Annotated in this window: 22 protein-coding genes; 8 read left to right on the forward strand and 14 right to left on the reverse strand. The window is 73.5% G+C overall.

Annotation, left to right across the window (positions count from 1 at the left end; genetic code table 11):
- Nucleotides 1–567: 567 nt before the first annotated feature.
- The 5 genes from D581_RS0107590 (at nucleotide 568) to D581_RS0107610 (ending at nucleotide 5,181) form a co-directional block, all read left to right on the forward strand.
- Complete coding sequence (locus D581_RS0107590) at nucleotides 568–1,449, forward strand: RNA polymerase sigma factor SigF (RefSeq protein ID WP_018956632.1); 882 nt, start codon at nucleotides 568–570, stop codon at nucleotides 1,447–1,449.
- A gap of 163 nt (nucleotides 1,450–1,612) precedes the next feature.
- On the forward strand, nucleotides 1,613–2,539 hold the full coding sequence (locus tag D581_RS0107595) for a TetR/AcrR family transcriptional regulator (protein ID WP_018956633.1): 927 nt from the start codon (nucleotides 1,613–1,615) through the stop codon (nucleotides 2,537–2,539).
- 118 nt (nucleotides 2,540–2,657) lie between these two features.
- A complete protein-coding gene (locus D581_RS0107600; protein ID WP_018956634.1) occupies nucleotides 2,658–3,551 on the forward strand; it encodes a beta-keto acid cleavage family enzyme in 894 nt (297 codons plus the stop codon).
- A 92-nt stretch (nucleotides 3,552–3,643) separates the two neighbouring features.
- Nucleotides 3,644–4,651, forward strand: a complete 1,008-nt coding sequence (locus tag D581_RS0107605) for a 3-hydroxyacyl-CoA dehydrogenase NAD-binding domain-containing protein (protein WP_018956635.1) — start codon at nucleotides 3,644–3,646, stop codon at nucleotides 4,649–4,651.
- On the forward strand, nucleotides 4,648–5,181 hold the full coding sequence (locus D581_RS0107610; protein ID WP_018956636.1) for a thioesterase family protein: 534 nt from the start codon (nucleotides 4,648–4,650) through the stop codon (nucleotides 5,179–5,181). The genes D581_RS0107605 and D581_RS0107610 overlap by 4 nt, the downstream gene beginning before the upstream one ends.
- 42 nt (nucleotides 5,182–5,223) lie before the next feature.
- Here the strand turns inward: D581_RS0107610 and D581_RS0107615 are convergent, their stop codons facing one another.
- A complete protein-coding gene (locus D581_RS0107615; RefSeq protein WP_051114552.1) occupies nucleotides 5,224–5,961 on the reverse strand; it encodes an adenosylcobinamide amidohydrolase in 738 nt (245 codons plus the stop codon).
- A gap of 281 nt (nucleotides 5,962–6,242) precedes the next feature.
- On the opposite strand from D581_RS0107615, the gene D581_RS0107620 reads away from it, so the two are divergent.
- On the forward strand, nucleotides 6,243–7,280 hold the full coding sequence (locus tag D581_RS0107620; protein WP_018956638.1) for a PRC and DUF2382 domain-containing protein: 1,038 nt from the start codon (nucleotides 6,243–6,245) through the stop codon (nucleotides 7,278–7,280).
- A 390-nt stretch (nucleotides 7,281–7,670) separates the two neighbouring features.
- Here the strand turns inward: D581_RS0107620 and D581_RS0107625 are convergent, their stop codons facing one another.
- From D581_RS0107625 to D581_RS0107670, 9 genes are all read right to left on the reverse strand, one after another.
- A complete protein-coding gene (locus tag D581_RS0107625) occupies nucleotides 7,671–8,894 on the reverse strand; it encodes a beta-ketoacyl-[acyl-carrier-protein] synthase family protein (RefSeq protein ID WP_018956639.1) in 1,224 nt (407 codons plus the stop codon).
- Nucleotides 8,891–9,166, reverse strand: coding sequence for an acyl carrier protein (locus D581_RS0107630; protein ID WP_018956640.1), 276 nt, complete (start codon nucleotides 9,164–9,166; stop codon nucleotides 8,891–8,893). Before D581_RS0107630 ends, D581_RS0107625 begins: the two co-directional genes overlap by 4 nt.
- A gap of 105 nt (nucleotides 9,167–9,271) precedes the next feature.
- A complete protein-coding gene (locus tag D581_RS0107635) occupies nucleotides 9,272–11,281 on the reverse strand; it encodes an acyl-CoA dehydrogenase family protein (RefSeq protein WP_018956641.1) in 2,010 nt (669 codons plus the stop codon).
- A 73-nt stretch (nucleotides 11,282–11,354) separates the two neighbouring features.
- Nucleotides 11,355–12,611 (reverse strand): beta-ketoacyl-[acyl-carrier-protein] synthase family protein, encoded by a 1,257-nt coding sequence (locus D581_RS0107640; RefSeq protein ID WP_018956642.1) that lies wholly within the window; start codon nucleotides 12,609–12,611, stop codon nucleotides 11,355–11,357.
- A complete protein-coding gene (locus D581_RS0107645; protein ID WP_018956643.1) occupies nucleotides 12,595–13,704 on the reverse strand; it encodes a beta-ketoacyl-ACP synthase 3 in 1,110 nt (369 codons plus the stop codon). Before D581_RS0107645 ends, D581_RS0107640 begins: the two co-directional genes overlap by 17 nt.
- Nucleotides 13,705–13,819: 115 nt before the next feature.
- Nucleotides 13,820–14,752 carry a carbohydrate kinase family protein gene (locus tag D581_RS0107650; RefSeq protein ID WP_018956644.1) on the reverse strand — a complete coding sequence of 311 codons (933 nt, stop codon included), beginning with the start codon at nucleotides 14,750–14,752 and terminating at the stop codon, nucleotides 13,820–13,822.
- Entirely contained in the window at nucleotides 14,745–16,205 is a 1,461-nt protein-coding gene (locus tag D581_RS0107655; protein ID WP_018956645.1) for an MFS transporter, read from the reverse strand. Before D581_RS0107655 ends, D581_RS0107650 begins: the two co-directional genes overlap by 8 nt.
- Nucleotides 16,202–16,879 carry a winged helix-turn-helix domain-containing protein gene (locus D581_RS0107660; protein WP_018956646.1) on the reverse strand — a complete coding sequence of 226 codons (678 nt, stop codon included), beginning with the start codon at nucleotides 16,877–16,879 and terminating at the stop codon, nucleotides 16,202–16,204. Before D581_RS0107660 ends, D581_RS0107655 begins: the two co-directional genes overlap by 4 nt.
- Before the next feature lie 271 nt (nucleotides 16,880–17,150).
- A complete protein-coding gene (locus D581_RS0107670; protein ID WP_018956648.1) occupies nucleotides 17,151–18,023 on the reverse strand; it encodes an ABC transporter substrate-binding protein in 873 nt (290 codons plus the stop codon).
- A 225-nt stretch (nucleotides 18,024–18,248) separates the two neighbouring features.
- Between D581_RS0107670 and D581_RS0107675 the strand changes: the two genes are divergently transcribed.
- Nucleotides 18,249–19,097, forward strand: coding sequence for a M12 family metallo-peptidase (locus D581_RS0107675; protein WP_018956649.1), 849 nt, complete (start codon nucleotides 18,249–18,251; stop codon nucleotides 19,095–19,097).
- A gap of 70 nt (nucleotides 19,098–19,167) precedes the next feature.
- On the opposite strand, the gene D581_RS0107680 is transcribed toward D581_RS0107675, so the two are convergent.
- Nucleotides 19,168–19,725 (reverse strand): TetR-like C-terminal domain-containing protein, encoded by a 558-nt coding sequence (locus D581_RS0107680; protein ID WP_032752608.1) that lies wholly within the window; start codon nucleotides 19,723–19,725, stop codon nucleotides 19,168–19,170.
- Nucleotides 19,726–19,880: 155 nt separating this feature from the next.
- On the opposite strand from D581_RS0107680, the gene D581_RS0107685 reads away from it, so the two are divergent.
- The gene (locus D581_RS0107685) at nucleotides 19,881–20,891 is read left to right on the forward strand and encodes a zinc-binding dehydrogenase (protein WP_018956651.1); all 1,011 of its coding nucleotides are present in this window, start codon (nucleotides 19,881–19,883) and stop codon (nucleotides 20,889–20,891) included.
- Here the strand turns inward: D581_RS0107685 and D581_RS0107690 are convergent.
- From D581_RS0107690 to D581_RS0107700, 3 genes are all read right to left on the reverse strand, one after another.
- Entirely contained in the window at nucleotides 20,869–21,798 is a 930-nt protein-coding gene (locus D581_RS0107690; protein ID WP_018956652.1) for a YihY/virulence factor BrkB family protein, read from the reverse strand. The genes D581_RS0107685 and D581_RS0107690 overlap by 23 nt on opposite strands.
- 143 nt (nucleotides 21,799–21,941) lie before the next feature.
- Entirely contained in the window at nucleotides 21,942–22,259 is a 318-nt protein-coding gene (locus tag D581_RS0107695) for a cupin domain-containing protein (protein ID WP_018956653.1), read from the reverse strand.
- Nucleotides 22,260–22,303: 44 nt separating this feature from the next.
- Complete coding sequence (locus tag D581_RS0107700; RefSeq protein ID WP_026290308.1) at nucleotides 22,304–23,311, reverse strand: LacI family DNA-binding transcriptional regulator; 1,008 nt, start codon at nucleotides 23,309–23,311, stop codon at nucleotides 22,304–22,306.
- Nucleotides 23,312–23,351: the final 40 nt, after the last annotated feature.

The raw sequence follows: 23,351 nt of genomic DNA on the forward strand, positions 1-23,351 counted from the left end.
AGCGGCGTACCCGCCAGGCAGAAGCCGGTGGGTACGGCAGGTATTCCGCGAGGCGGATCTGTTCACGGCGCCGCCATCATCGGGGCACGGGCTGTCCGCCCCGCGCCATGCCCGCGCCACCGGAGCCGACGGCCCTGCGACACTCCGATGCCCCGGCGCACGCCCGAACCGGCGAGCGGCGAAATCGACTCATCCGTAGGCCGATACGCGCCGGTCCGGTCCCAACGACCCCCCGGCTGTGGCACTCTGGTGGCGACCGCCCCACCGGGCTCCCCCGTACCGGTGGGGCGGTTGTTTGCGCATTCATTGCCCGCGCCGTTCACGTGCGACCTCTACCTGCGCCCTTGGGCTCGCGGCTTTCGACCCGCATCTCGCGGTCCGTGCCACTCGGCTCGCTCCTCCGGTCTCATGCCTCTCGGATGACCGCGCCTCAGAGCCGAACTGCGCCTGTTTCAAGTCAACTCACTCCGGTTGGCCGGATCAACTCCGTCTTCGACGTATGAGAGCCGTGCCTCTGGGAAGGCGAACAGACCTCAGGGCCTACGAACCAGGGAGCGTGAAGCCGACATGACCGCGCAGACCGCACAGACCGCGCAGACGGCCGGTACGAAGCAGGCGGGCGCCACCGAGGAACTTCCGTGGATCGAGGATGCCGGGAAGGTCGCCCCGATGGACGCGCGCCGGCTCTCGCGCCTCTTCTTCGACCGCCTCCAGACGCTGGAGGAGGGCACGCACGAGTACCAGTACGCGCGCAACACCCTTATCGAGATGAATTTGTCCCTCGTCCGCTTCGCCGCCAACCGCTTCCGCAACCGGGGCAGCGGCGACATGGAGGACATCGTCCAGGTCGGCACCATCGGGCTGATCAAGGCGATCGACCGCTTCGACCTCTCGCGGGAAGTCGAGTTCACCTCGTTCGCGGTGCCGTACATCGTCGGGGAGATCAAGCGGTTCTTCCGTGACACGAGCTGGGCCGTGCACGTGCCGCGGCGCCTCCAGGAACTGCGGGTCGACCTCGCCAAGGCGAAGGAGTCCCTGGCGGGCGACCTCGACCGGGACCCCACCGTGCGGGAGCTGGCAGAGGACCTGGGGATCGAGGAGTCCGAGGTCACGGAGGGGATCGTCGCTTCCAACGGCTATACGGCCGGCTCCCTGGACATGCCGACCGACACCGGTGAGGCCGGGCCCCGCCAGAACGCCGGGCGGACCTTCGCCGATGTGCTGGGCGAGCCGGACCCCGCCATGGAGACCGTGGAGAACCTCCACGCCCTCGCCCCCCTGCTGGACGAACTGGACGATCGGGAGCGCCGGATCATCGACATGCGCTTCGGCCAGGAGATGACCCAGGCACAGATCGGCACGGAGCTCGGGATATCGCAGATGCACGTGTCCCGGCTGCTGAGCCGAATGCTGGGCAAGCTGCGGTGCGGGATGCTCGTCCAGGAGTGATCATCGCGAGCCACCCCGTCGGGCGTTGGCCGGGCGAACCGCGGGCGAGCAGGTGTTGCGGTTCTGACTGATGCATCAGTCAGAACCGCAACACCGTGTCACCTCAGGGACCACATCTCGCTGATGTTGAGGTTTTCTCAACACAGGGCTACGGTGGCTGACCATGCAGCAGGACGAGGTGGCCGCACGGGTCCGGCAGGTGATCGACGCGACGGGCGTCAGCGCGCGCGAGTTCGCGCGGCGGATCGTCATCGATCCGTCGAAGTTGTCCCGTTCCCTGAACGGCACACGGCGCTTCACCGCCGCCGAGCTGGCCCGGATCGCGGACATCGGCGGCGTGGACGTCGGTCGGCTGATCAGTACGACGACCGGTGCCGGTGACGATGCGACAGCCGGTGCGGCGGGCGGTGCGACAGTCGGCACGACGGTCGGCAGCGCGACGCCGTCGACCGTGCGCGCCCCGTCGCCCCCTCGCACGCCGTCGCCCTCGCCGGAGGGCGGCAGACCCTTGCAGATCGTGCGGGAGACCGTCCGGCTCATCGCCGAACGCGGATTCCACGCCGTCCGGGTCGCCGACATCGCCGCGGCCTGCCACACCAGCACGGCGGCGATCCACTACCACTTCCCCGGCCGGGACGAACTGCTCGAGGCGGCGGTCCGCTGGTGCATGGACGAGGACACCCGTCGCCGTGCCGACGCCACGGCCGGCACCCGTCACGCCGGGGACGAGCTGCGCCTGCTGATCGAGCTCCAGACGCCCCGCACCGAACAGCAACGGCGGCAGTGGTGCGTCTGGCTCGACCTGTGGGCCGAGGCCGCCCGGTCCACCACGGTCGGACGGCTCCACGTGGAGTACTACCGCCAGTGGCGGGGAACGGTCGCCGACGTGATCCGTCGCGGCGTCGAACAAGGCGTGTTCCGTCCGGTCGACCCGGACAGCACGGCGCTCGCCCTCACCGCTCTGATCGACGGACTGGCCTCCCAGGTCCTGGCCACCGAGCCCGGCCTCCCCGGCACCGGCGCAGGGACCATGCACGACGCGCTCATCGCCCACGTGGACGCCTGCCTGACGTCGCCCCTGGCCGGCTGACGCCCGCACCCGCCCGTACACCTCCTGTACCCCCAACCCCTGAACGCGAACTCCCGATCTTCCCGAACTCCCCGAACTCCCCGAACTCCCCGAACTCCCCGAGAGGAGACGTTCCCGCATGCCCGTGAACCAGGACGTCATCATCACCTGCGCGCTCACCGGAGCCGGCGACACCGTCGGACGCAGCCCCCATGTCCCGGTGGCGCCCGAGCAGATCGCCGCCTCCGCCGTCGAGGCAGCCGGGGCCGGGGCCGCCGTAGTGCACATCCATGTCCGCGAGCCGGAGACCGGCGCGCCCTCCCGCGATCCGCGGCTCTACCGCGAGGTCGTCGAGCGGATCCGGGAGACCGGCACCGATGTGGTCATCAACCTGACCGCCGGCATGGGCGGAGACCTCGTCATCGACCCGGAGGCCCCGCTCCGTCAGCTGCCGGGCACCGATCTGGTCGGCGGTCTCGAACGGCTGCCGCACGTCGAGGACCTGCTGCCGGACATCTGCACCCTGGACTGCGGTTCGCTCAACTTCGGTGACGGCAGCAACCTCTACGTCTCGACCCCCGACATGCTCCGCACCGGCGCGAAGCGCATCCAGGAGCTCGGGGTCCGGCCCGAGCTGGAGATCTTCGACACCGGGCAGCTGTGGTTCGCCAAACAGCTCCTCGCCGAGGGGTTGCTCGACGACCCCACGGTCTTCCAGCTCTGCATGGGCATTCCGTGGGGCGCGCCCGCCGACCCGGGCGTCCTCCAGGCGATGGTCAACATGCTTCCGACGGGTGCCCAGTGGGCGAGCTTCGCGCTCGGCCGGATGCAGATGCCCTGGGCCGCCCAGTCGATCCTGCTCGGCGGACACGTCCGGGTCGGCCTAGAGGACAACCTCTATCTGGGCCGGGGCGTCAAGGCCACCAACGGCCAGTTGGTGGAGCGCGCCGTGCGGATCACCGAATCCCTGGGCTCCCGGGTCGCCACGCCCGACGAGGCACGCGTGAAGCTCGGCCTGCGCCCGCGCGCCTGACCACGCACACCTCCCTCTCCCTCCCGTACGCCCTACCCTCTTCGCGCTTCTTCCCTCTCTCCCTCCCCCACCGTCTTTCTGGAGTGCCGCCCGTGACTGTCACCCCCTCCGCCGCCACGACCGACGGCCCCGCCGCCCCCTGCGCCCCGGAGGACGTACGCCGTGTCGCGTGCGTCGGGGCCGGGGTGATCGGCGGTGGCTGGGCGGCCCACTTCCTCGCCCGCGGATACGACGTCACCGCCTGGGACCCGGCCCCCGACGCGGCCGTCCGGCTGCGCCGGCTCATCGCCGCGGCCTGGCCCGCGCTGGAGCAGCTCGGGCTGGCCCCCGGAGCGTCGCAGGACCGGCTGACCGTCACCACGACCCTCGAAGAGGCCGTGGCCGACGCCCAGTTCGTCCAGGAGAGCGCCCCCGAGAAGCTGGACCTCAAGCGCGATCTACTGGCCCGGCTGGACGCCGCGGCGCCCGTCGGCACGGTGATCGCCTCGTCGACCTCCGGCTACCCGATGACGGACATGCAGACCGAGGCCGCCGACCCCGGGCGGCTCGTCGTCGGGCACCCCTTCAACCCGCCCTACCTCATCCCCCTGGTCGAGGTCGTCGGCGGTGAACGGACCGCGCCCGCCGCGGTCGACTGGGCCTCGCGCTTCTACGCCGTCGCGGGCAAGTCCGTGATCACCATGGAGCGCGAGGTGCCCGGCTTCATAGCCAACCGGCTCCAGGAGGCCCTCTGGCGCGAGGCCCTGCACATGGTCGCCAACGGCGAGGCCACGGTGGCGGAGATCGACGCGTCGATCACCGAGGGCCCGGGGCTCCGCTGGGCCGTCATGGGACCGATGCTGACCTTCGCGCTCGCGGGCGGCGAGGGCGGAATGGCCCATATGCTCGACCACTTCGGCCCGTCGCTCAAGTCGCCCTGGACCAGGCTCGAAGCACCCGAACTGGACCGGGCGCTGTACGAGGCGGTGGTGGCCGGCTGTGAGGAGGCGGCGGACGGCCGGAGCATCGCCGACCTGGTCGCCGAGCGGGACCGGGGCGTCATCGACGTCCTGCGGGCCACGGGCCGGCTGCCCCGGTCCGCCGAGGAGGCCGCCCGATGAGCGAGCACGCGACCCCCGAGGAGACGACCGTGACCGACGACGCCACGCAACTCCCCCTGTTCCACCGGACCGTTCGACCCGAGTGGATCGACTACAACGGCCACATGAGCGAGGCGTTCTACGTCCTCGTCTTCGGGTACGCCACCGACGCGATGATGATCGAGACCGGTCTGCACGCCGGGTACCGGGAGAGCACCGGCTGCTCGCTCTACACCGTCGAGTCGCATCTGCGCTATCTCCGCGACGTGGCCGAGGGCGCCCATCTCGCTGTCCGCACCCGCCTGTTGGGCGTGGACGCGAAGAAGGCGCGCTTCAGCCACGAGCTGTACGTGGTCGGCGCGCCGGACGGCGTACCGGAGCCGGAGGCCGCCCCGGTGGCGACGAGCGAGCTGCTGGCGCTCCACGTGGACCAGCGGGCGGGCCGCACCGTCCCGTTCCCGGATTCCGTACGGGAGCGGCTGGCCGCGCTCGTCGAGCCGACGCCGGCGTGGGCGGGCCGCTCGATCGCCGAGGTCCCGGCGGCCCGCTGAGCCGCGGCATCCGGTGACCGTGGGTGCGCCGGCCCGGGCCCGTCACGGTGCTGTGCGGGCCCCCGCCAGGACGGCGGTGTGCACGGCGCGGGCGATCCTCGCGCCCCAGGTGGACCGGGGTCCGGCGAAGGGTTCGCCGCCGTCGGGTCCCGGTTCGGGAGCGGCGACGCACACGGCGTCCGTGGGAGTGCCCGAGCAGTCGAGTCCGGCGTCCAGGAGTGCCTGCACCTTGGCCTCGGTGGCGGTGGCGACGGCGTTGACCAGGGCAGCGTCGGAGAGCGCGACGGGCAGCGTGACGACGATGTTGACCGTGCCCGGCCGGAACGGGGCCGCCGGAACCTCCGCGGGCCCCTGCGGGAACGGCACCGCCGAGGCCTCCGCCTCCGGCAGACCCGGCGCCCGGGTGGCGGTGTCGGGGGCCGCCGCCCAGCCCCGTACGCCGAGGCCGGCGGTGACGGTCGCGGTGACTCCACCGTCCTGACCGGTCGTGTACGCGGTGACGTCGGCGGCGGTCATCAGCCCCGCGCCCGGCCCGGTGAGCCCCTCCGCGGCGGCGATCTCGGCGAGGTGCCGGTCCGGGTCGAGGCGCGGGTAGCCACCGGGGACCTGGGCGTTGAGGATCCAGGCCCGGGCGCCGATGCCGCCGCCGAGAATCGCGCTGCTGCAGACCCGGACGCCGGGCCCCAGCCGCCAGAGGAGGTGGTGGAGGCGGTGCCCGCCCTCGTGCCGGTCGCGCAGTTCGCCGCGGAGCGCGGGCGGCCGGAGGCGTACGGAAGAGATGGCGCACCCCTGGTGGCTCGGCGGGTCGGCGGCGGTCCGTCCTTCGGCCGCACGGTCCGCCGATCATATGCGGGACCCGGGGTCTCACCCGATTGGCCTAATGGGTTCGGGGGCGGCCCGGTGCCGCCGCACGGGCCCGGGGCCCCGCACCGGGCTTCCGGGAGCCCTGATCCGGGCAAGCGGGCGGTTGCAGCGTCCATGCGGGTGAGGCGCGATGGAATCCGGACGCGCCACCTCTGGTGGAGCCACCCACAGGGCGTGCCCGAGAGGAGGAATCGGTTATGGGAGCCGCTGACGGTTTCACGGATTCCGGAGAACTCGACGGTCTGACCGTGTACGACAACGACGGCGAGAAGGTCGGCAGTGTGGGCCGGGTGTACGTCGACGACGACACCGGCAAGCCCGACTGGGTCACGGTCAAGACCGGTCTGTTCGGCATGAAGGAGAGCTTCGTCCCGCTCGCCGGAGCCCGTCGGGTGGGCTCCGACCTGCACGTCGCGCATCCGAAGGACAGCGTCAAGGACGCGCCGCGCGTGGACGCCGACGCGCACCTCTCCGTGGCCGAGGAGGAGGAGCTGTACCGGCACTACGGCCTGACCAGGAAGTCGGGCCGGTCGGCGGGCATGGACGCGCCGACCGTGGCCGGGACCGGTGCGATGGGTGCGGCGGGCGCCGCCGGTGCGGCGGGCACGGCCCGTGGGACCGGAACGGCCCCCGGCGCCAAGGCGACCGGGAAGGCGACCACGGCGGGCACGAGCGCCGGGACGGCCGGCGCGGGAACGACGGGAGCGGGCATGGCAGGAGCAGGCAGCGGTACGGGCAGGCACCGCGACACGGACGCCTCCAGCACGGCGCGCCCGATGGCGGGCGCCGGCGCGGGCACGTCCCGGTCGGCCGACATGAGCGGCCGCGAGGAGATGATCCGCTCCGAGGAGCAGTTGCACGTCGGCAAGGAGGAGTACGAGAGCGGCAGGGCACGGCTGCACAAGTACGTGGTGACCGAGGAGGTCACCCGGACCGTGCCGGTGTCCCACGAAGAGGTCCGCGTGGTCCGCGAACCGCTGCAGCCCGGTGAGAAGACCACCGGGACCACGGACTTCGGCGAGCAGGACGTCGAGGTGACGCTGCACGCGGAGCGCGCCACCGTGCGCAAGGAGGCCGTGCCGGTGGAGCGGGTCCGGCTGGAGACCAACCGGGTCACCGAGCAGAAGGAGGTCTCCGCCGAGGTCCGCAAGGAGAAGATCGACTACGCGGACGGCACGGAGATGGGCAAGGGCAAGGACGCCGGTGGCGAGTTCGGCCAGGGGCGACGCCGCTGACCGGCACTTCCTCAGGTGGCCGCACGGCCGCTCCCACGTCCTCGGCCGCCGGGCGGACTCGTTCCACGGGTCCGCCCGGCGGGCTGTCCGGCGCCGTCCGCGCTCGGCGGCGCGGCGGGAACCGTACCGAGGGGCGCCCGCCGGGCCCGTCCGGGGCGGCGACCGCCCTGGCCTCGGTGTGCCAGGACCGCCCGGCGTGGTCGTCGAGCCCGGCGGCAAGCTGTCACGCGTCTTCGGGCAGGTCGGAGGCGGCGCGGCGGGCGGCTGCGCGCGGGGCCGGTGCGGCGCGGGATCGACCCGCCGCACCGGCCCGGTGAAGTCCGCCCGGGAGTCGATCAGCCCTGGGGTCGATCAGCCCTTGGCTTACGGAGCCCGGGTTGCGGGGCCTGGTCACGGAGCCTGGAGGGCGATCACCGCGTTCTGGCCGCCGAAGCCGAAGGAGTGGCTGACGGCCCGCCGTACGGGCACCTCGCGCGGGGCCTTGGTGACGCAGTCGATGTCGAACCCGGGCTCGGGGGCGTCCAGGTTCGCGATCGGGGGGACCACTCCGTGCTGGAGCGTGAGGATCGTCAGGCCCGCTTCGATGGCGCCGGCCGCCCCCATGCAGTGGCCCAGCACGCCCTTGGGGGCGGTGACGGGCGGCCGGTGCGGGTAGGACCGGCCGATGAGGGCGGCTTCGGTGGCGTCGTTGAGGGGGGTCGACGTCCCGTGCGCGTTGACGTGGTCGACGTCCTCGGCACGCCAGCCCGCGTCGAGCAGCGCGGCGTCGACCGCCGCCCCCGCGACCTCCCCGGACGGGTGGGGGCTGGTGGGGTGATGGGCGTCGGTGGTGGCGCCCGCGCCCGCGATCAGCGCCCGGGGAACGGCTCCTCTCGCACGGGCGTCCGCCGCCCGCTCCAGGACCATGATGGCCGCGCCCTCGCCCATGACGATGCCGGCCCGGTCCGCAGCGAAGGGGCGGCAGAGGCGGGCGGGGTCGCCGTCCCGCAGCGCTGCCGCGCCGGAGCGGGCGAAGCCGGTCATGGCGACCGGGAACACGATCGACTCGGTGGCCCCGGCGATGGCGATGTCGCACTGGCCCAGCGTCAGCATGTCCCGGGCCACCGACAGCGCGGTCACCCCGGACGAACAGGCCGTGCACGGGGCCAGGCTGGGGCCGGTGGCCCTCATCCGGATGGCGATCTCGGCCGCCGGCATGCTCGGGATGGTCAGCAGGATGCCCGAGGGCGAGGTGGCCCCGGGGCCCCGCCGCTCCAGGGCGACGGTCTGCTCGGTGAGTCCGGCGGATCCTCCGCTGCTCGTGCCGACGACGACGGCGACCCGGGCGCCGTCCCAGCGCTCGGGGTCGAGCCCGGCGTCGGCGACCGCCTCCCGGGCGGCCAGGAGGGCGAACTTGACGTACCGGCCCATCCGGAAAGCGGTCCGGCCGCCGACCGCGTCGTCGAGGTCGATGCCGGTGACCGTACAGGCGAAGTCGACTACGCAGCCCAGCAGTTCGGGGACGGTGCGGGCGGGCGACACGCCCGCGCAGACTCCGTCCCAGGTGGTGTCGGTGGTGTGGCCGACCGGGGTGATCATCCCCAGCCCGGTGACGGCGATGGCGGGTCGCTTCATCGGGTGTTGCTCACCGGCACCGTCGCCTCGGCCGCCGCGCTGCCGACGGCCGCGTCGATGTACGCGGAGATGTCGGCCAGCGTGGCGTCCTTGTACAGCTTCTCCGAGTCCGCGTCGACGCCCAGGGTCTCCTTGATGACGACGGCGAACTCGGCGACCGCGAGGGAGTCCATCTCCAGGCTGTCCATCGTGGACTCCGGCAGGATCTCGGCGGCGGGCACCTTGAACGTCGCGGTCAGCACCTCGGTGATCTTGGGGTGGATGGTCTTCATGGTGATTCCTCTCATCGGCGTCTCATCGGCTTGGCTTCGTCCCGCGCGGCGGGTGCGTGAACGCGACGGCCCGCCGCCCGATGTAACTGGATGACGATCTTCCGGTTACGCCTTCGGGCGAACCGATTCGTCTACGCCCACCTGCGGCTTCTCGAACCATCGGGAGAGCATGGAGGTGGTCCCCCAGTACGCCAGCAGGACCCCGCGCGTACCGAGTGCCGCCACTTTCTCGCGCAGCGGGCGCCGCCTGCTGCCGCAGACGGGCCGCCGGAACTCCGCCGCGCGGCCCCGGATTCCCGCCCTGCGGCCCCGGTGCCAGGGCCCCTCGGGGTCGTCGTACACGTCCGCGTAGCCGGGTCCGGCGATCGGCCAGTCCGACATCAGGCGCTCGGGGAGCGCGAAGGACTCCACCAGGGCGGGCGTGTGTTCGGCCACGACGGCGACCGCGTCCTCCACCGCGTCGGGCAGAGAAGTGACCTGATCGGCGGTCAGCCGTCCGGACGCGAGCAGGGCGCCGCTGTTGCGGGCGATCCACCGGAGCGCGAAGAGCCTGCGCAGCTCGGACAGCCGTTCGCGCGCCGGGCCCTCGGGCAGGGCGGCGACGGCCTCGGCGTACGCTTCGTCCGCCTGCCGGTAGGCGTGCGCCTCGACGCCGCGCAGCGCGGCCGACGAGGCGGCGTTCCAGCGGCCGAGCGGATCGCCGGGCGGGGCGGCGGCCATCCGCTCGCGGGCGCGGGCGAACCAGAGGTCCTCCACCGCCGCGAACAGCCTGCCGAGGAAGGCGGGGTCGTCCGTGTCACCGGGGCCGTCCGGGGCCGGTTCCGGGCCGGTGGCGCTGAACAGCATCTCGGCGGCGGCCTTGGCGTGCACGGCGAGGTTGTCGCCCTCGGCGGTGATCACACCCTCGATGCCGGTGAACAGCTCGGTCATGCCGTTGTTCTCCAGGAGCCCCTGGGCGCCGCACCGTTCGCGGCACTCGACGATGACGGCGCGTGCCTGCCAGGTGATCCACCCCTTGGCGACGGCCACCAGGCGCTCCGCCTCGTCCCGGTCGGTCTCCGGCGCCGACTCCCAGCGGTCCAGGGCCCTGCGGTGGAGCAGGCTCATCGCGTAGACGGTCGCCATCGCTCCGGCCAGCGGCCCGTGATGGGTGCGGTGCGCGTACACCGGGATCCGTCGCGCGGCGCGTGATCCGGAGATCATCCGGTGGCCGGCGTACCGGACGGCGATGGCCAGGGTGACCCGGGCGGAGCCGACCGCGCAGGCGCTCATGGAGAGCTTGCCGGGGGTGACCCGGCCGATGGAGACCAGGAACCGCCTTCTGCGGTTGGGGACTTCGCTGCGGAAGTGCCCGTCGTCGTCGATCCGTCCCTGCTGTCCGGCGAGCAGTGCGTCGCGCGCCACGAAACGGCGGTCGAAAGAGGTCAGGCAGTGGTCGACCGGGGAACCCATCCGGGCGGGCAGCCGCCGCACCCGGACACCGGGCAGGGCGCGATGGGCGTCGGTGAGCGGGACGAGGAAGAGGAAGACCCCGTGGTCGGCGCCGTCGACGAGCAGCCGGGCCGCGACCACACCGGACTTGGGGCCTCCGGCGGGGCTGGTGTTGGGCATGAACTTCTGCGCCCCGGCGTGCGGGGTGTGCAGCACGAAACCGTCGCGTTCCCGGTCGTACGTCGCGGTCGTCTCGATGGCCGCCGCGTCGTTGCCGTGCACCACCTCCGTACAGAGGAAGGTGCCCACGCGCCGCAGGGCGAGGAAGTCCGACAAGTCGCGGAGTGTGCCCGCGTCGTGGTCGAGGAGGCTGCCGAGGAAGAGGTTGTAGTGGACGCCCGCCACGGTGGTCAGCGCCGGGTCGACCGGGCCGAGCCACTCGTGCAGGGCGGCCAGCGCCCGGGGGTCGGCGGCCAGTCTCGCGCCGCTGTCGAGCGCGTTGTTGAGGATCCGCAGCCGGTGGTAGGAGAGAGCGAGTCGTTCGTCGGGGGTGCCACCATCAGCGCGGCGAAACGACTCCGTTGTGAGCAGTCGGCGCCAGAACCCGTGCTCCTGACGGAAGTTCGGTCCGAAGAGCACCGCGGTGAGCAGGTCGTTCGTGGACGGCGGGGCCGCGTCGTTCATGATTACGGTCACAACAAAGTAACGATCAAGGAACGGCGAGGACACCCTCGCCGTCCCGAAATGCCCCTGTGGATCACGCGCGTTGGAAGGCGAGGGCGACGTTGTGGCCGCCGAAGCCGAAGGAGTGGCTCAGGGCCGTCTCGACCCGCTGCCGACGTGGCTCCTTCGTCACGCAGTCGAGCGGGAAGGCGTCGGGGAGCGCGTCGAGGTTGGCGATCGGCGGGATGGCGCCACGTTCCAGCGTCAGGACGGTGGCCACCGCCTCGATCGCGCCCGCCGCCGCCAGGGTGTGCCCGACGACCCCCTTGGGCGCGGTCACCGGCGGGCGGTGCGGGAAGAGCCGGGAGATGAGGGTGGTCTCCATGGCGTCGTTGAGGGGTGTGGAGGTGCCGTGGGCGTTGATGTGGTCGACGTCGCACGCGGCCCAGCCCGCCTGGGCCAGCGCCGCCTGGACCGCCCGCTGGGCGCCGTACCCGTCGGGGGCCGGGGCGGTGGGGTGGTGGGCGTCCGTGCTGGACCCGGCCCCGGTGAGCAGGGCACGCGGGCGGCCACCCCGGGCGCGGGCCCCCGTCTCGCGCTCCAGGACGAGCATGGCGGCGCCCTCGCCGATGACGAAGCCGTCCCGGTCGGCGGCGAACGGGCGGGACGCGCCGGCCGGGTCGTCGGTGCGGGTGGAGAGCGCGCCCATCCGGGCGAAGGCGGTGACCACCAGCGGGGTCAGCACCGACTCCGCGCCGCCCGCCACCACGACGTCGCAGCTGCCGCCGAGCAGCAGGTCGCGGGCGACGGCGACGGCGGTGGCCCCGGAGGCGCAGGCGGTGGCGGGGGCGAGGCTGGGGCCGCCCGCCTTCAGGGCGATGGCGACCTCGCCCGCCGCCGCGTTGGGAATCATCATCGGTACGAGCAGCGGCGAGACCGCCTCGGGGCCCGAGGCCGCCAGCTTGGCCGCGTTGTCCACCAGGACGGAGACGCCGCCGACGCCGACGCCGAGGACCACCCCGACTCGGCTGCCGTCCCACCGTGCCGGGTCGAGGCCGGCGTCGGCGACGGCCTGCCGGGCGGCCACCAGTGCCAGCTTCACGAACCGGGCCATCCGCCACACCGACCGGCCGCCCACCGCCGCGTCCAGGTCGATGCCGTCGACCGGGCAGGCGAAGTCGACCGGCAGACCGGCCAGTTCCTCGCACCGCCGGGCGGTGGAGTGCCCGGAGCACAGCCTCTCCCAGAAGCTGTGCTCGTCCGCCCCTGCGGGTGTCACCAGGCCGACCCCCGTCACCGCGATGGCGGTGCCGGCTCCGGCCTCGGTGCCCTGATCAGCGGGGAGCGACATGCTGTGTTCCTTCCGTAGAATCCGTGGAAATGGTCCCCGGGGTCCCCGGGGACCCCGGCCAGCGAAGTGCCGCCGAACCCCAGGTCAGTCCGCCCCCGAAGGCGGTGAGCAGCACCCGGTCGCCGGAGCGGAGGCGGCCTCGGCCCGCCGCGTCGGCCAGGGCCAGCGGGATGGAGGCGGCGCCGGTGTTGCCGACCCGCTCCACATGGGTGACGCAGCGCTGCGGCGCGATGCCGACCCGCTCCGCGACGGCGTGCAGGATCCGGGCGTTGGCCTGGTGCGGCACGAAGCGGTCGACCTCGGCCGGGTCCCAGCCGACCCGGTCCAGGAGCGTCCGGCAGGAGCCGGTCATCCGCTCGACGGCGTGCTGGTAGACGGTGCCGCCCTGCATGCGGAAGAACCCGTCGTCCGGGGCCGGCGGCTTTGCGCTCGCCCGTGCGCGGGCCCCGCCGCCGGGGACGGTGATCAGGTCGTAGCCCGTGCCGTCGCTGCCCAGGTCGAACGCGAGCAGTTCCCCGGGATCGCCCCAGCGCCCCGCCGCCACCAGGGCCGCGCCCGCCCCGTCGCCGAAGACGACGCCCGCCGAGCGGTCGGCGGGGTCCAGCCAGGTCGAGTAGACGTCGGCGCCGACCAGCAGGACCCGGTCGTAGAGGCCCGAGGCGACCAGCCCGTGGCAGACGGCGAGTCCGTAGACGAAGCCGCTGCACACGGCGGCGATGTCCAGGGCCGGTACGGTGCCGAGCCCGAGCCGGGCCGCCAGCGCGGGGGCGGTGCCCGGACAGAGGTGGTCGGGGGTGGCGGTGGCGAGGACCACCGCGTCCACCTCCCCCGCCGCCGGGTCGCGGGCCAGCAGCCGGGAGGCCGCCTCGTAGGCGAGGTCCCCGGTGGCGACGCCCGGTCCGGCGCGGTGCCGGCTGCCGATGCCGGTACGGCGGCGGACCCAGGCGTCGTCGACCTCCCACTCCGCGGGGAGCCGGTCGTTGCCGACCGGCTCCCCCGGCACCCAGCCCGCCACGCTCTCCAGCACCGCCGTGCGCGCCCCGGCGCCTAAGACACCCGCCTGCTTCCCCGGCTCCGTACCGCTGTCGGCCACCCGTCGCCTCGCCACCCGTCGCCCCGATCCCGTTGTCGTACTGCATCCGGTTGACGAACGGCGGAACGTCTCACGAGGATGCGTTCGACTGCGCCGAACGGGTCATGACGTGGCGTCAGTTGCTGACGAGCGCCTCGCGGAGCTCGTTCGCGCCGGGCGGGTTGGCCCCGGCCCGGGAGACGGTCACGGCGGCGGAGGCGACCGCGTGGCGCAGGACGTCGGTGACGGTGCCCCGGTCCACGGCGTGCAGCCGGTCGCGGGCGCCGGGGCCGAGGAGGCCGTGCGCGGCGAGGGCGTGGAGCGTCCCCGACATGAACGCGTCGCCCGCGCCGACGGTGTCGACGACGTCGACCGGCAGGGCTTCGGCCACGGCACCGCCGCCGGCGAACAGGGCGAAAGCGCCGGCCCCGCCCCGGGTGACGAGGACGAGTGCGGGGCCGGCGGCGAGCCACCGCTCGGCCACCTGCTCCGCGTGCTCGTCCGGGTACAGCCACCGCAGGTCCTCGTCGCTGGCCTTCACCACGTCGCTCAGCGCGACGCAGCGCTCGACGCGAGCCAGGGCCCGGGCGCGCTCGCCCATCAACTCGGGCCGCACGTTGGGGTCGTAGCTGACGGTGGCGCCGGCCCGCAGGGACTCCACGGTGGCCAGGACCGTCGCGGCCCCGGGCTCGACGACGGCCGCGATCGAGCCCGTGTGGACATGGATCGGCACCCGGTCGAGCACGACCGGGCCCAGGGTCCAGCCCACCTCGAAGGCGTACGTGGCGTGCCCGTGGTCGTCGAGGGTGACGGCCGCCGACGGGGTGGGGCCGGTGGCGTCGTCGGTGCGGACCTCGACCCCGGCTGCGGTCAGGTGGTCCCGGATGAGCCGCCCATGAGCGTCCGGTCCCAGCTGGGTGAGGAGGGTGGTGTCGTGGCCGAGGCGGGCCAGGCCGTACGCGACGTTCGCGGGGCTGCCGCCCGGGTGGACCCGGTCGGGCTCCTCAGGCAGCCGGACGATGTCGGCGACGCATTCGCCGATGACCAGCGGATCACATCGGTCAGGCATGGGGGCGGGTCTCCTGGGTTGCCGTGTCGGGGAGTTGTCCGGCGGTGCCGCCGCCCGCCGGGGCGGCGGCCGGCGTCGAAGGGGGCGTGTTCTCCGGGGGAAGCTCGTCATGGCCGTGCTGATCCGGCCGGAGGAGCGGCTTCGCGGGGGCGGCCCGGCGGAGCCAGAGGAGGGCTCCGGCCAGCACGGCCGCGGCGGCCAGCAGCCAGGGCAGCGGGCCCGGCGGCAGGGTGCCGGCGGCCAGTCCGGCGCCGGCGGCGACCAGTTGCAGGGAGAGCGACTGGACGGAGAGGGCGGTGGCACGGCCCGAGGCGTCGACCCGGCGGTGCAGCAGGTCGTTCTCGTTGGGGCCCGCGGCTCCGAGGCCCAGGTACACCAGCCCGTAGCCGGTGACGGCGGTCGCCGTCGCGAGGGGGCTCATCGAGTGCGCGGTGAGGCCGAGCAGGGTCAGGCCCAGCGTCACCAGGCCGAGGCTCACGAGCACCGCGCGCTCACTGCCACCGGCGAACCGGGCGACGAGCGGGGCGAGTTGACTGCCCAGGGCGTGGCAGAGGAATCCGGCACAGGCGAGCCCCGCGAAGACCAGGGCCCCGGACTCCGCCGTTCCCATGAGCGCGGCGGCCCGGCCGGGGGTGAGCAGTTCGAGGGCCGCGAGCGCGGCGCCCGCGGCGCTCGCGGTCAGCAGGATGCGCCGGATCAGGGCGTCCCGGGCGCCGAGCCGGAGCCCGGCGGCGATGGCGGCGGGCACCCCGCCCACGACTCCTCGCACACCCGCCCGGGGGCGGGGCGGCTCGGTCAGGGCGCTCAGCACGTAGAGCACGAAGACGACCTCGACCAGCGCGCCGAGCAGGGCGGGCACGGAGAGCAGGATCACGAGCCCGCCGGTCGCGTCGGCCAGCCACTCCGCCAGGCCGGGGACGAGGCCGAGCAGCCAGGGCAGCCCGCCGCCGAGCAGGGTGCCGAGCGCGAGGGCGGCCGAGGTGGCGGAGCCGCCGCGCGCCAGCCCCGTACGCAGATCGGCGCCGGGTCCCGCGTGGGCGTGGACGGTGTCGACGTACCAGGCCTCGGCGGGCCCGCTGGACAGGGCGCGGGCCAGGCCCATCAGCCCCATGCCGAGAGCGATGGCCCAGCCCGCCGCACCCAGGCCGATGAGGGTGAAGGCGGTCAGGTTGAGCAGCCCGGCGATGGCCAGGACGGGGCGCCGTCCGATGACGTCGGAGAGGCCGCCGGTGGGCAGTTCCATCGCGGCGGCCGTGAGGGAGTGCACGGCGTAGAAGCCGGCGATGGCGGCGAGGCCCATGCCCCGTTCGGTGAAGAGGAGCACTCCTGTCGCGATGGACATGCCGATGGGAAGCCAGAAGAGGAAGGAGGCCGTGACGAACCGGCGGCGCGCGGTCGTCTCGTCCGGGCCGCGCCCCGGCGCGGGGAGGGCGACGACCGGCGCGCCGGTCATGAGGCGTCTCCGGCAGCGGGGGCGTCCGGGGCACCGGCGTCCGGGGCACCGGGTCCGGCTGGGGCGTCCGCCTGTTTCTGACCGCCCACCGGCTCCGGGGCCAGCGGCAGCCCGACGGCGAACAGGACGACCTGCTCGGCTCGGGGGTTCCCGGCGTCACGGGCGGTCAGCTCGTCGGCCTTCGCCCAGACCACCTCCCACAGCTCGGCGAGGGACTCCGGGGTCAGCCGGGACATCCGGTCGTCGAGAGTCGACGGCTCCTGCCATTCCCGTCCCAGCCGGCCGCTCTCCAGGTCCGCCTCGTGGCGGTCCAGCGACCGCTGGAGGTGCTCGACCTGCCGACGGCGCAGAACGCTGAGGATCGTGCTGCCACCGGGGCTGCGGTGCATCGCCTCGTTGCTCACCGAGGTGATGTCGTGCACGGACTTCCAGCGCCGTTCCCGGCTGTCGCGGTGTTCGGCCTCGGTGACGAAAGCGTATTTGGCGAGCACCCTCAGGTGGTAGCTGGTGGAGGCCGAGGACTCCCCCGTCCTGGCCGCGAGCTCGCTGGCGGTGGCCGGGCCGTGCTGCCGCAGCAGGCCGAGCAGGGTGAGGCGCAGGGGGTGGGTGAGCGCCTTCAGGGCGGCCCCGTCCTGCGCCGGATCGAGTACGCGACGACCGTCTTCGCTGTCCATGACCTCAGCGTAGGACGACAGGAGCGCTTTCCCAAAGGATTTTTGCAGAATGTTTTTTGGAAATCTGCGAGGTCCCGGAGCGACGCCCGTCAGGACCCGGGGGCGCGGCCCCGCCCCCGTCGACAGTTGAGGTACGGGCCGACCCGTGCGCCCATCCAGGCACTGGGCGAGGCCGTGCTGACCGGCCTGGTCGCCGACGGCCTCGTCCCCGCCCGGTAACGAGGCCCTGGAGCCGCACCCCGCGTCCGCCGCCCGGTGACAGCGCTCCGGCTCAGCTCGCCCGCGCCGCCTCCAGAGCGTCCGCGACCAGGCCCAGGAACCGGGCGTGGTCACGGGGCCCGTAGAGGGGCTCGGGGTTCCACGGGACGACGGGCGTCGGCGCACCCCCGCTCCCTCTCAGCTCTTCCAACGGGGCCGCGTGGGCGCGGATGTCGGTCAGGATCACCTCGGGGCGCAGCGCGAAGGTGTCGGAGCGGTCGAGCGTGGACCAGTTGGCCCCCGAGCCCTCGGCCGGCTCCGTGACCTGGACGCCCAGTTCGGTGAGCACGCGCAGCTCGGGCCACATCCCGGGGCGCGCGACATGCGCCTGGTCCGGGCCGGCCGGGGAGAGGGCGAGCACGCGCGGCGCTTCGGCGGACGTGGCGGCGACCACGGAGCGCAGCCGCTCCCGGGCGGCGTCCAGGTCCCGGTCGGCGTCCGGTCGGGCCGTGGCGCCGAGCGAGCGGGCCAGTTCGGCGAACCGCCCGCCGATCTCACCGAACGTACGGGCCTGGCTGACGTCGAGGACGACCACCGGAACCCTCTCCTCCAGGGGCTTGGCCGTCTCGGGGGTCAGGCCGTAGACGTGGCCGCCGCCGTAGCTGACGGCCACGACGAGGTCCGGTCCGGTGCTCAGCAGCCGTTCGACGTCCAGGGCCGCTCCCGCCCCGACGTACGCGACCTCGCCCAGCGGCAGGGTCCCGGTCTTCGCCGTGTCGGGCTCAGGCCCGTCGTGGTCGGAGCCGAATATGCCCACCGGGCGGATTCCCAGATCCCACAGGGTGGCGCCGGCCTGGACGTAGGCCAGCACCCGCCCGGGCGGCCGGGGTGCCGTCGACTGCTGACCCCGGTCGTCGGAGAACCGCCATTCGCTCTGCTCCGTCACGTCACACACGCCCTTCTACCGCCGACTGCCGTTCCATTCGTACGAGTTCGTACACGTGTACCTGCCCACCTCCTCGCTGCCACACCCCTCCGGCCAGGGAACAAACGGTCGTCAACCGGATTCGGGCAGGGTGGGCGACCGCCATCACGGAGTGTTAGAAATGAGAACCCTCAGTCATCGGGCGGCGCCCCCGGCCGGCCCCCTTCCGGACGGAGTCAACTCCTCATGCGCGCGACCCTTTTGAAGGCAGCCCTGGCCGTCGGCGTCGGCGTATCGCTCTGTGCGGCCTCGGCGGACGCCCCGGCCGCGACCGTGGCCGCGACACGTCCGGCGGCGGGAGCGGTGAGGGCGGCGACGTGTCCCGTGGTCGACGTGCTGGCAGTCTTCACACCCAAGGCGGCGAAACGGGCCGGCGGCGAGCACCGGGTCTCCTCATCGGCCCAGGAGATCGCGACGCGGATGAACCGGTCCCTGGCGGCGGGCGGGCTCTGCGGCGCCATCCGGGTCGTCCACCCGTACACGGCGAACGGTTACGAGGGCTCGGAGGAGTTCCACGCCGCGCACGCCGTCCTCAAGGACCACTCGGTGGGGCTCGGACGCCAGGTGCACGAGCGGCGGGCGCGGTACGGCGCCGATCTGGTCACGCTCGTCGTGGACCGGGAGGAGCGGGGTGGCGGCACCGCGGACTACACGCCCGTGCTCGACGGCTCCACGGACGAGTACGCCTACGCGGTCGTCGAGGTCGACGGCATCCGCCTGGATTCGGCGAGCCACGAGATCGGCCACAATCTGGGCCTGGCCCACGACCGCACGACACTGGCGGGCGACACGGACGGCTCGATGAGCGTGAGCCGCAACCGTCCGTACAACACCGGCTGGATCACCGAGGACGGCAATCACTACACGATCATGGCGTACCGCTCCGCGTGCGGGGACCACTGCCGGCGGATCAGCCGGTTCTCCAGCGCGACGGAGACATGGAAGGGCCACCGACTGGGTGACGCGGTCAACGACGGCGTACGGGTGCTGCGCGAGACGATGCCGATCGTCGCCGGATACCGCGACAAGCGCTGACCCGGCGGCCTCTCGCGGCGTCACGGCGCACCCGGGCACGGCCGGGTCCGTAACGCCTCACGGGGAGCCGTCAGCCGTTGGCGCCGCGCCCGTCGCGGGGGCGCGCGCCGTCGAGCGTCAGGTCCACGATCCGGCGCGCGAGCCCCCTGTCCAGCGGCGCCCCGGTCAGCAGGACCCGGGCGAACAACGGCCCCACCAGGGTCTCCGCCACCAGCCGGGCGTCGGTGTCCGGGGCCAGTTCGCCACGCTCGACACCGCGCCGCACGATGTCCTCGCCCCGCTCCAGCCGGGCGTCCCAGTACGGCAGACGTCCCGCCTCGACGGGTCCCGCGTCCGGGGCGGCGCCGAGGTGGAGCAGGGCAGCGCCCTGCGGCGAGGCGAGATAGTCCGAGACCGCCGACATCAACTGGGTCAGGTCCTGGCGCACGTCCCCCGTGTCGGGCTCGGGCAGCGCCTCGTCGGCATGCGAGCCGAGGGCGTCGAGCAGCAGGTTCTCGCGCGTCTTCCATCGCCGGTACACGGAGGTCTCGTGCACTCCCGCCGCCCTGGCCACCGCGGCGACCGTGGTGCCGGTGAGTCCTTCCGACGCGAGCAGGTCGACGGTGGCCGCCAGGACGGCCTGCCGCATGCGTTCGCCCCGCCGGCGCAGCGGGGCGGAGCTCTTCTCGGTGGTCACCCCCGAACCGTATCGCAAGGCTACTTGCTTTACCGGGCAGGCCGGGCCTACGTTTCCCAGCAAGGCGGCTTGCGACAGGCCGCCGATCCGAACCGTGAGGACCCGTCATGGAACGCATGCGCGCAGCGCGTCTGCACCTGCCCAGCCGCACCCTCGCCCTGGAGGAGGTGGACAGGCCCGTGCCCGGTCCCGGCGAAGTGCTGGTGAAGGTCGAGGCGGCGGGGGTCTGCCTCTCCGACGTGCACCTCGTCGACGGCACGCTGAGCCCGCTGTACCTGGAGGGGGACACGGTCACCCTGGGCCACGAGGTGGCCGGGACGGTGGCGGAGCCGGGTCCGGACGTCACCGGATGGGCGCCCGGCACCAGGGTGGTGCTCCAGGCGGGCGAGCAGCGCCGGGGCCGGACGCACACGCGCGGCGTCGACTACGACGGCGGATGGGCCGAGTACGCCCTCGCCTCCGCGTCGACCCTCGTCGCCCTGCCCGACGCCCTCCCCTTCGAGCAGGCCGCGATCATCCCGGACGCGGTCTCGACGCCCTGGGCGGCGGTGACCGCCACCGGCGACGTCCGGGCGGCGGAGGCCGTGGGTGTCTGGGGCGCGGGCGGGCTCGGCGCGCACGCCGTGCAGTTGCTGCGGGCGGTGGGCGCGCATCCGGTCGTCGCGGTGGACCCCGCTCCGGCGGCCCGGCGGCGGGCCCTGGAGTTCGGGGCCGACCTGGCACTGGACCCCGCCGATCCGCTGTTCCGCGAGAAGGTTCTCGGGGCGACGGGCGGCGTGGGCCTGGAGGCGGCGTTCGACTTCGCCGGGGTCCCCGCGGCCCGCGAACAAGCGCTGACCACGCTGGCCCCGAAGGGACGGCTGGTGCTGGTGGGGTTGACCGACCAGCCGCTGACCGTCGCCCGCCCCACCCTGTTCAGCTACCTCCAGCACCGCGTCCTGGGCCACTACGGATCGGAGGAACACCATGTGACGCAGCTCGTCCGGCTCACCGAGGGCGGCCGGCTGGACTTCTCCCGGTCGATCACCGACGTCGTGCCCCTGGAGGACGCGGTGGCAGCCGTGCGACGGATGGAGACCAAGGAGGGCGACCCGGTCAGGATCGTTCTGCGGCCGTGACGGGCTCCCCGGCGTGGGCGCCGGCCTCCCGCTCCGGCTCGGGCCGCCGCAGCTCCACGTTGAACTGGGCGCCGGCCAGCAGCGAGAGGTTGGCGAACCAGACCCAGATGAGGAAGACGACGAGCCCGGCGAGCGATCCGTACAGCCTGCTGTAGCCGCCGACCTGGGTCGCGTAGAGAGCGAACAGCGCCGACGCCGTGAGCCAGCAGAACGCGGCGAGGATCCCGCCGGGCAGGCCCCGGCGGACACCGCGCGCGGAGCGGGGCCCGGTACTGAAGAGGACCATGATCAGACAGGCCACGAGAAAGACCAGCAGCGGCCACTTCAGCGCCGCCCACAGGGTCTCCCCCTCGTGCGGCAGGCCGATGCGGCGGCCCAGCCAGCGGGCCAGCGGACCCGTCATGACGATGGCGAAGGCGCTGGTCATCAGCAGGAGGAGCAGGCCGATCGCGGAGACGACGATGATGTGCGCCTGGCGCAGGGGCGGGCGCGTGTCCCGGACGCCGTGCATGGCGTGCATCGCCCGGCGGAAGACCGCGAGGTAGCTGCACGCGGACCACACGGCGCTGACGGACCCGGTGGCGACGAGCAGCCAGACGGCGGAGCGCTGTTCGGTCGCCGCCTCCAACGGCCTGCGCAGCGCCTCGCCGGACTCGGCCGGCGCGAACGCGGTGATGTCGGCGATCAGGGCGCCGGTCGCGTCGGGGTTGGCCAGCCCGATCACGGAGACGGTGACCAGGAGCGCCGGGAGCAGGGCGAGGATGGCGTAGTACGTCAGGGCGGCGGCCCAGTCGGTGACGTCGTCGTTCCACAGCGAGACCGGTGTACGCCGCAGGGCGGCGCCCCAGCGTCGGGGCAGGGCTGCGGGGGCGGTGCTTTCCGCGGCGGAGGCGGTCTGGGTGGACAAGCTGGTACTCCGGGGACGTGGGCGGACGCGGTGGGCGGCGTGACCTGTCCGTCTCCGGACACGGTTGCTCCGCTCGATCCTCTCCTGCCACGTCGCGGCCGAAGCACACCCTGCCCCGGCCGGTAGCGCGCGCCCCGGGCGGGTCAGTCGTTGACGGCCGTGAGCAGGACCACCGCGTCCTGGAGCGCCAGCAGTCCGTGCCGTTCCTGCGGGATCGGGTGCAGGCTCCCGGACGGCAGTTCGGCGTCCCCGGAGGCCGCGGTAAGGCGGACGCTGCCGCGCAGGACGAGGAGCGAGGCGGCGGGCGGCGCGTTGTGCTCGTCGAGCGCCGTCCCCTCGGTGAGGGCTATCACCGTCTGCCGCAAGGGGTGCTGCTGGAGCAGGAGGTGGGCGCTGCGGCCGTGCGCGGAGGCGCGGGCCGCGGTCAGGTGTTCCTCGGCGAGTGCGTTGAGGTCGTCCATGTGCCCACTGTGCCGCAGCCGCGACGGCGCCGCGATCCGCGGGATCAGCGGGGCGCCTTCGCGGTCGAGCCCCGTACCACCAGCTCCGGCTCGAACAGCAGCTCGTCCGGGGGGACCGACCCGCCCTGGATACCCGCGCAGAGCAGTTCGACGGCGGCCCGGCCCATGGCCTCGATGGGCTGGCGGATCGTGGTGAGCGGGGGGGCGGTGCAGTTCATGAACGCCGAGTCGTCGTAGCCGACGACCGAGATCTCCGACGGCACCCCGAGGCCGCGCCTGCGGGCCGCCCGCACCGCGCCGAGGGCCAGGGGATCGCTGGCGCAGATGATGCCGGTGACTCCGCGCTCCAGCAGCCGGGAGGCCGCGGCCTGCCCGCCCTCCAGGGAGAACATCGCCCGCTCGACGTACTCCTCGGCCAGCTCCCCGCCGGTGGCCGCCGCGACGGACCGGGCGGCAGCGAGCTTGCGGCGGGAGGGCACGTGGTCGGAGGGGCCCATCACCACGCCGATGCGTTCGTGGCCGAGGGAGGCCAGGTGGCGCCAGGCGCGCTCGATCGCGACGGCGTCGTCGCACGAGACGCAGGGGAAGTCCAGCCCTTCTATGGGGGCGTTGATCAGCACGACGGGGATGCGGCGCTCGGCGAGCCGGTGGTAGTGCTCATGGGCCTCGTCGGCCTGTGCGAACAGACCGCCGGCGAAGACCACCCCGGAGACCTGCTGCTGGAGCAGGAGGTCCACGTACTCCGCTTCGGAGACTCCGCCCTTGGTCTGGGTGCAGAGCACGGGGGTGAGTCCCTGCTGGGCGAGGGCGCCGCCGATCACCTCGGCTAAGGCGGGGAAGATCGGGTTCTGCAGTTCGGGCAGGACCAGGCCGACGAGCCGGGCGCGCTCGCCCCGCAGTTGGGTGGGCCGCTCGTAGCCGAGGACGTCCAGGGCGGTCAGCACGGACTGCCGGGTGGTCCGGGACACCCCGGGCTTGCCGTTGAGCACGCGGCTCACCGTGGCCTCGCTGACCCCAACCTTCTTGGCAACCTGTGCAAGTCGTCGCGTCATGCCGCAAGACTAGCGTAAGAAGCGCAAACAATTGACTTAT

It is taken from the genome of Streptomyces sp. CNB091 (genome assembly GCF_000377965.1).

Coding starts and splice junctions, on each gene's coding strand:
- D581_RS0107610 (WP_018956636.1), top strand. CDS start 4,648: ATGAGCGAGCACGCGACCCCCGAGGAGACGACCGTGACCGACGACGCC.
- D581_RS0107655 (WP_018956645.1), bottom strand. CDS start 16,205: ATGACCGGCGCGCCGGTCGTCGCCCTCCCCGCGCCGGGGCGCGGCCCG.
- D581_RS0107620 (WP_018956638.1), top strand. CDS start 6,243: ATGGGAGCCGCTGACGGTTTCACGGATTCCGGAGAACTCGACGGTCTG.
- D581_RS0107680 (WP_032752608.1), bottom strand. CDS start 19,725: ATGCGGCAGGCCGTCCTGGCGGCCACCGTCGACCTGCTCGCGTCGGAA.
- D581_RS0107685 (WP_018956651.1), top strand. CDS start 19,881: ATGGAACGCATGCGCGCAGCGCGTCTGCACCTGCCCAGCCGCACCCTC.
- D581_RS0107625 (WP_018956639.1), bottom strand. CDS start 8,894: ATGAAGCGACCCGCCATCGCCGTCACCGGGCTGGGGATGATCACCCCG.
- D581_RS0107675 (WP_018956649.1), top strand. CDS start 18,249: ATGCGCGCGACCCTTTTGAAGGCAGCCCTGGCCGTCGGCGTCGGCGTA.
- D581_RS0107640 (WP_018956642.1), bottom strand. CDS start 12,611: ATGTCGCTCCCCGCTGATCAGGGCACCGAGGCCGGAGCCGGCACCGCC.
- D581_RS0107595 (WP_018956633.1), top strand. CDS start 1,613: ATGCAGCAGGACGAGGTGGCCGCACGGGTCCGGCAGGTGATCGACGCG.
- D581_RS0107590 (WP_018956632.1), top strand. CDS start 568: ATGACCGCGCAGACCGCACAGACCGCGCAGACGGCCGGTACGAAGCAG.
- D581_RS0107635 (WP_018956641.1), bottom strand. CDS start 11,281: ATGAACGACGCGGCCCCGCCGTCCACGAACGACCTGCTCACCGCGGTG.
- D581_RS0107695 (WP_018956653.1), bottom strand. CDS start 22,259: ATGGACGACCTCAACGCACTCGCCGAGGAACACCTGACCGCGGCCCGC.
- D581_RS0107650 (WP_018956644.1), bottom strand. CDS start 14,752: ATGCCTGACCGATGTGATCCGCTGGTCATCGGCGAATGCGTCGCCGAC.
- D581_RS0107630 (WP_018956640.1), bottom strand. CDS start 9,166: ATGAAGACCATCCACCCCAAGATCACCGAGGTGCTGACCGCGACGTTC.
- D581_RS0107700 (WP_026290308.1), bottom strand. CDS start 23,311: ATGACGCGACGACTTGCACAGGTTGCCAAGAAGGTTGGGGTCAGCGAG.
- D581_RS0107600 (WP_018956634.1), top strand. CDS start 2,658: ATGCCCGTGAACCAGGACGTCATCATCACCTGCGCGCTCACCGGAGCC.
- D581_RS0107660 (WP_018956646.1), bottom strand. CDS start 16,879: ATGGACAGCGAAGACGGTCGTCGCGTACTCGATCCGGCGCAGGACGGG.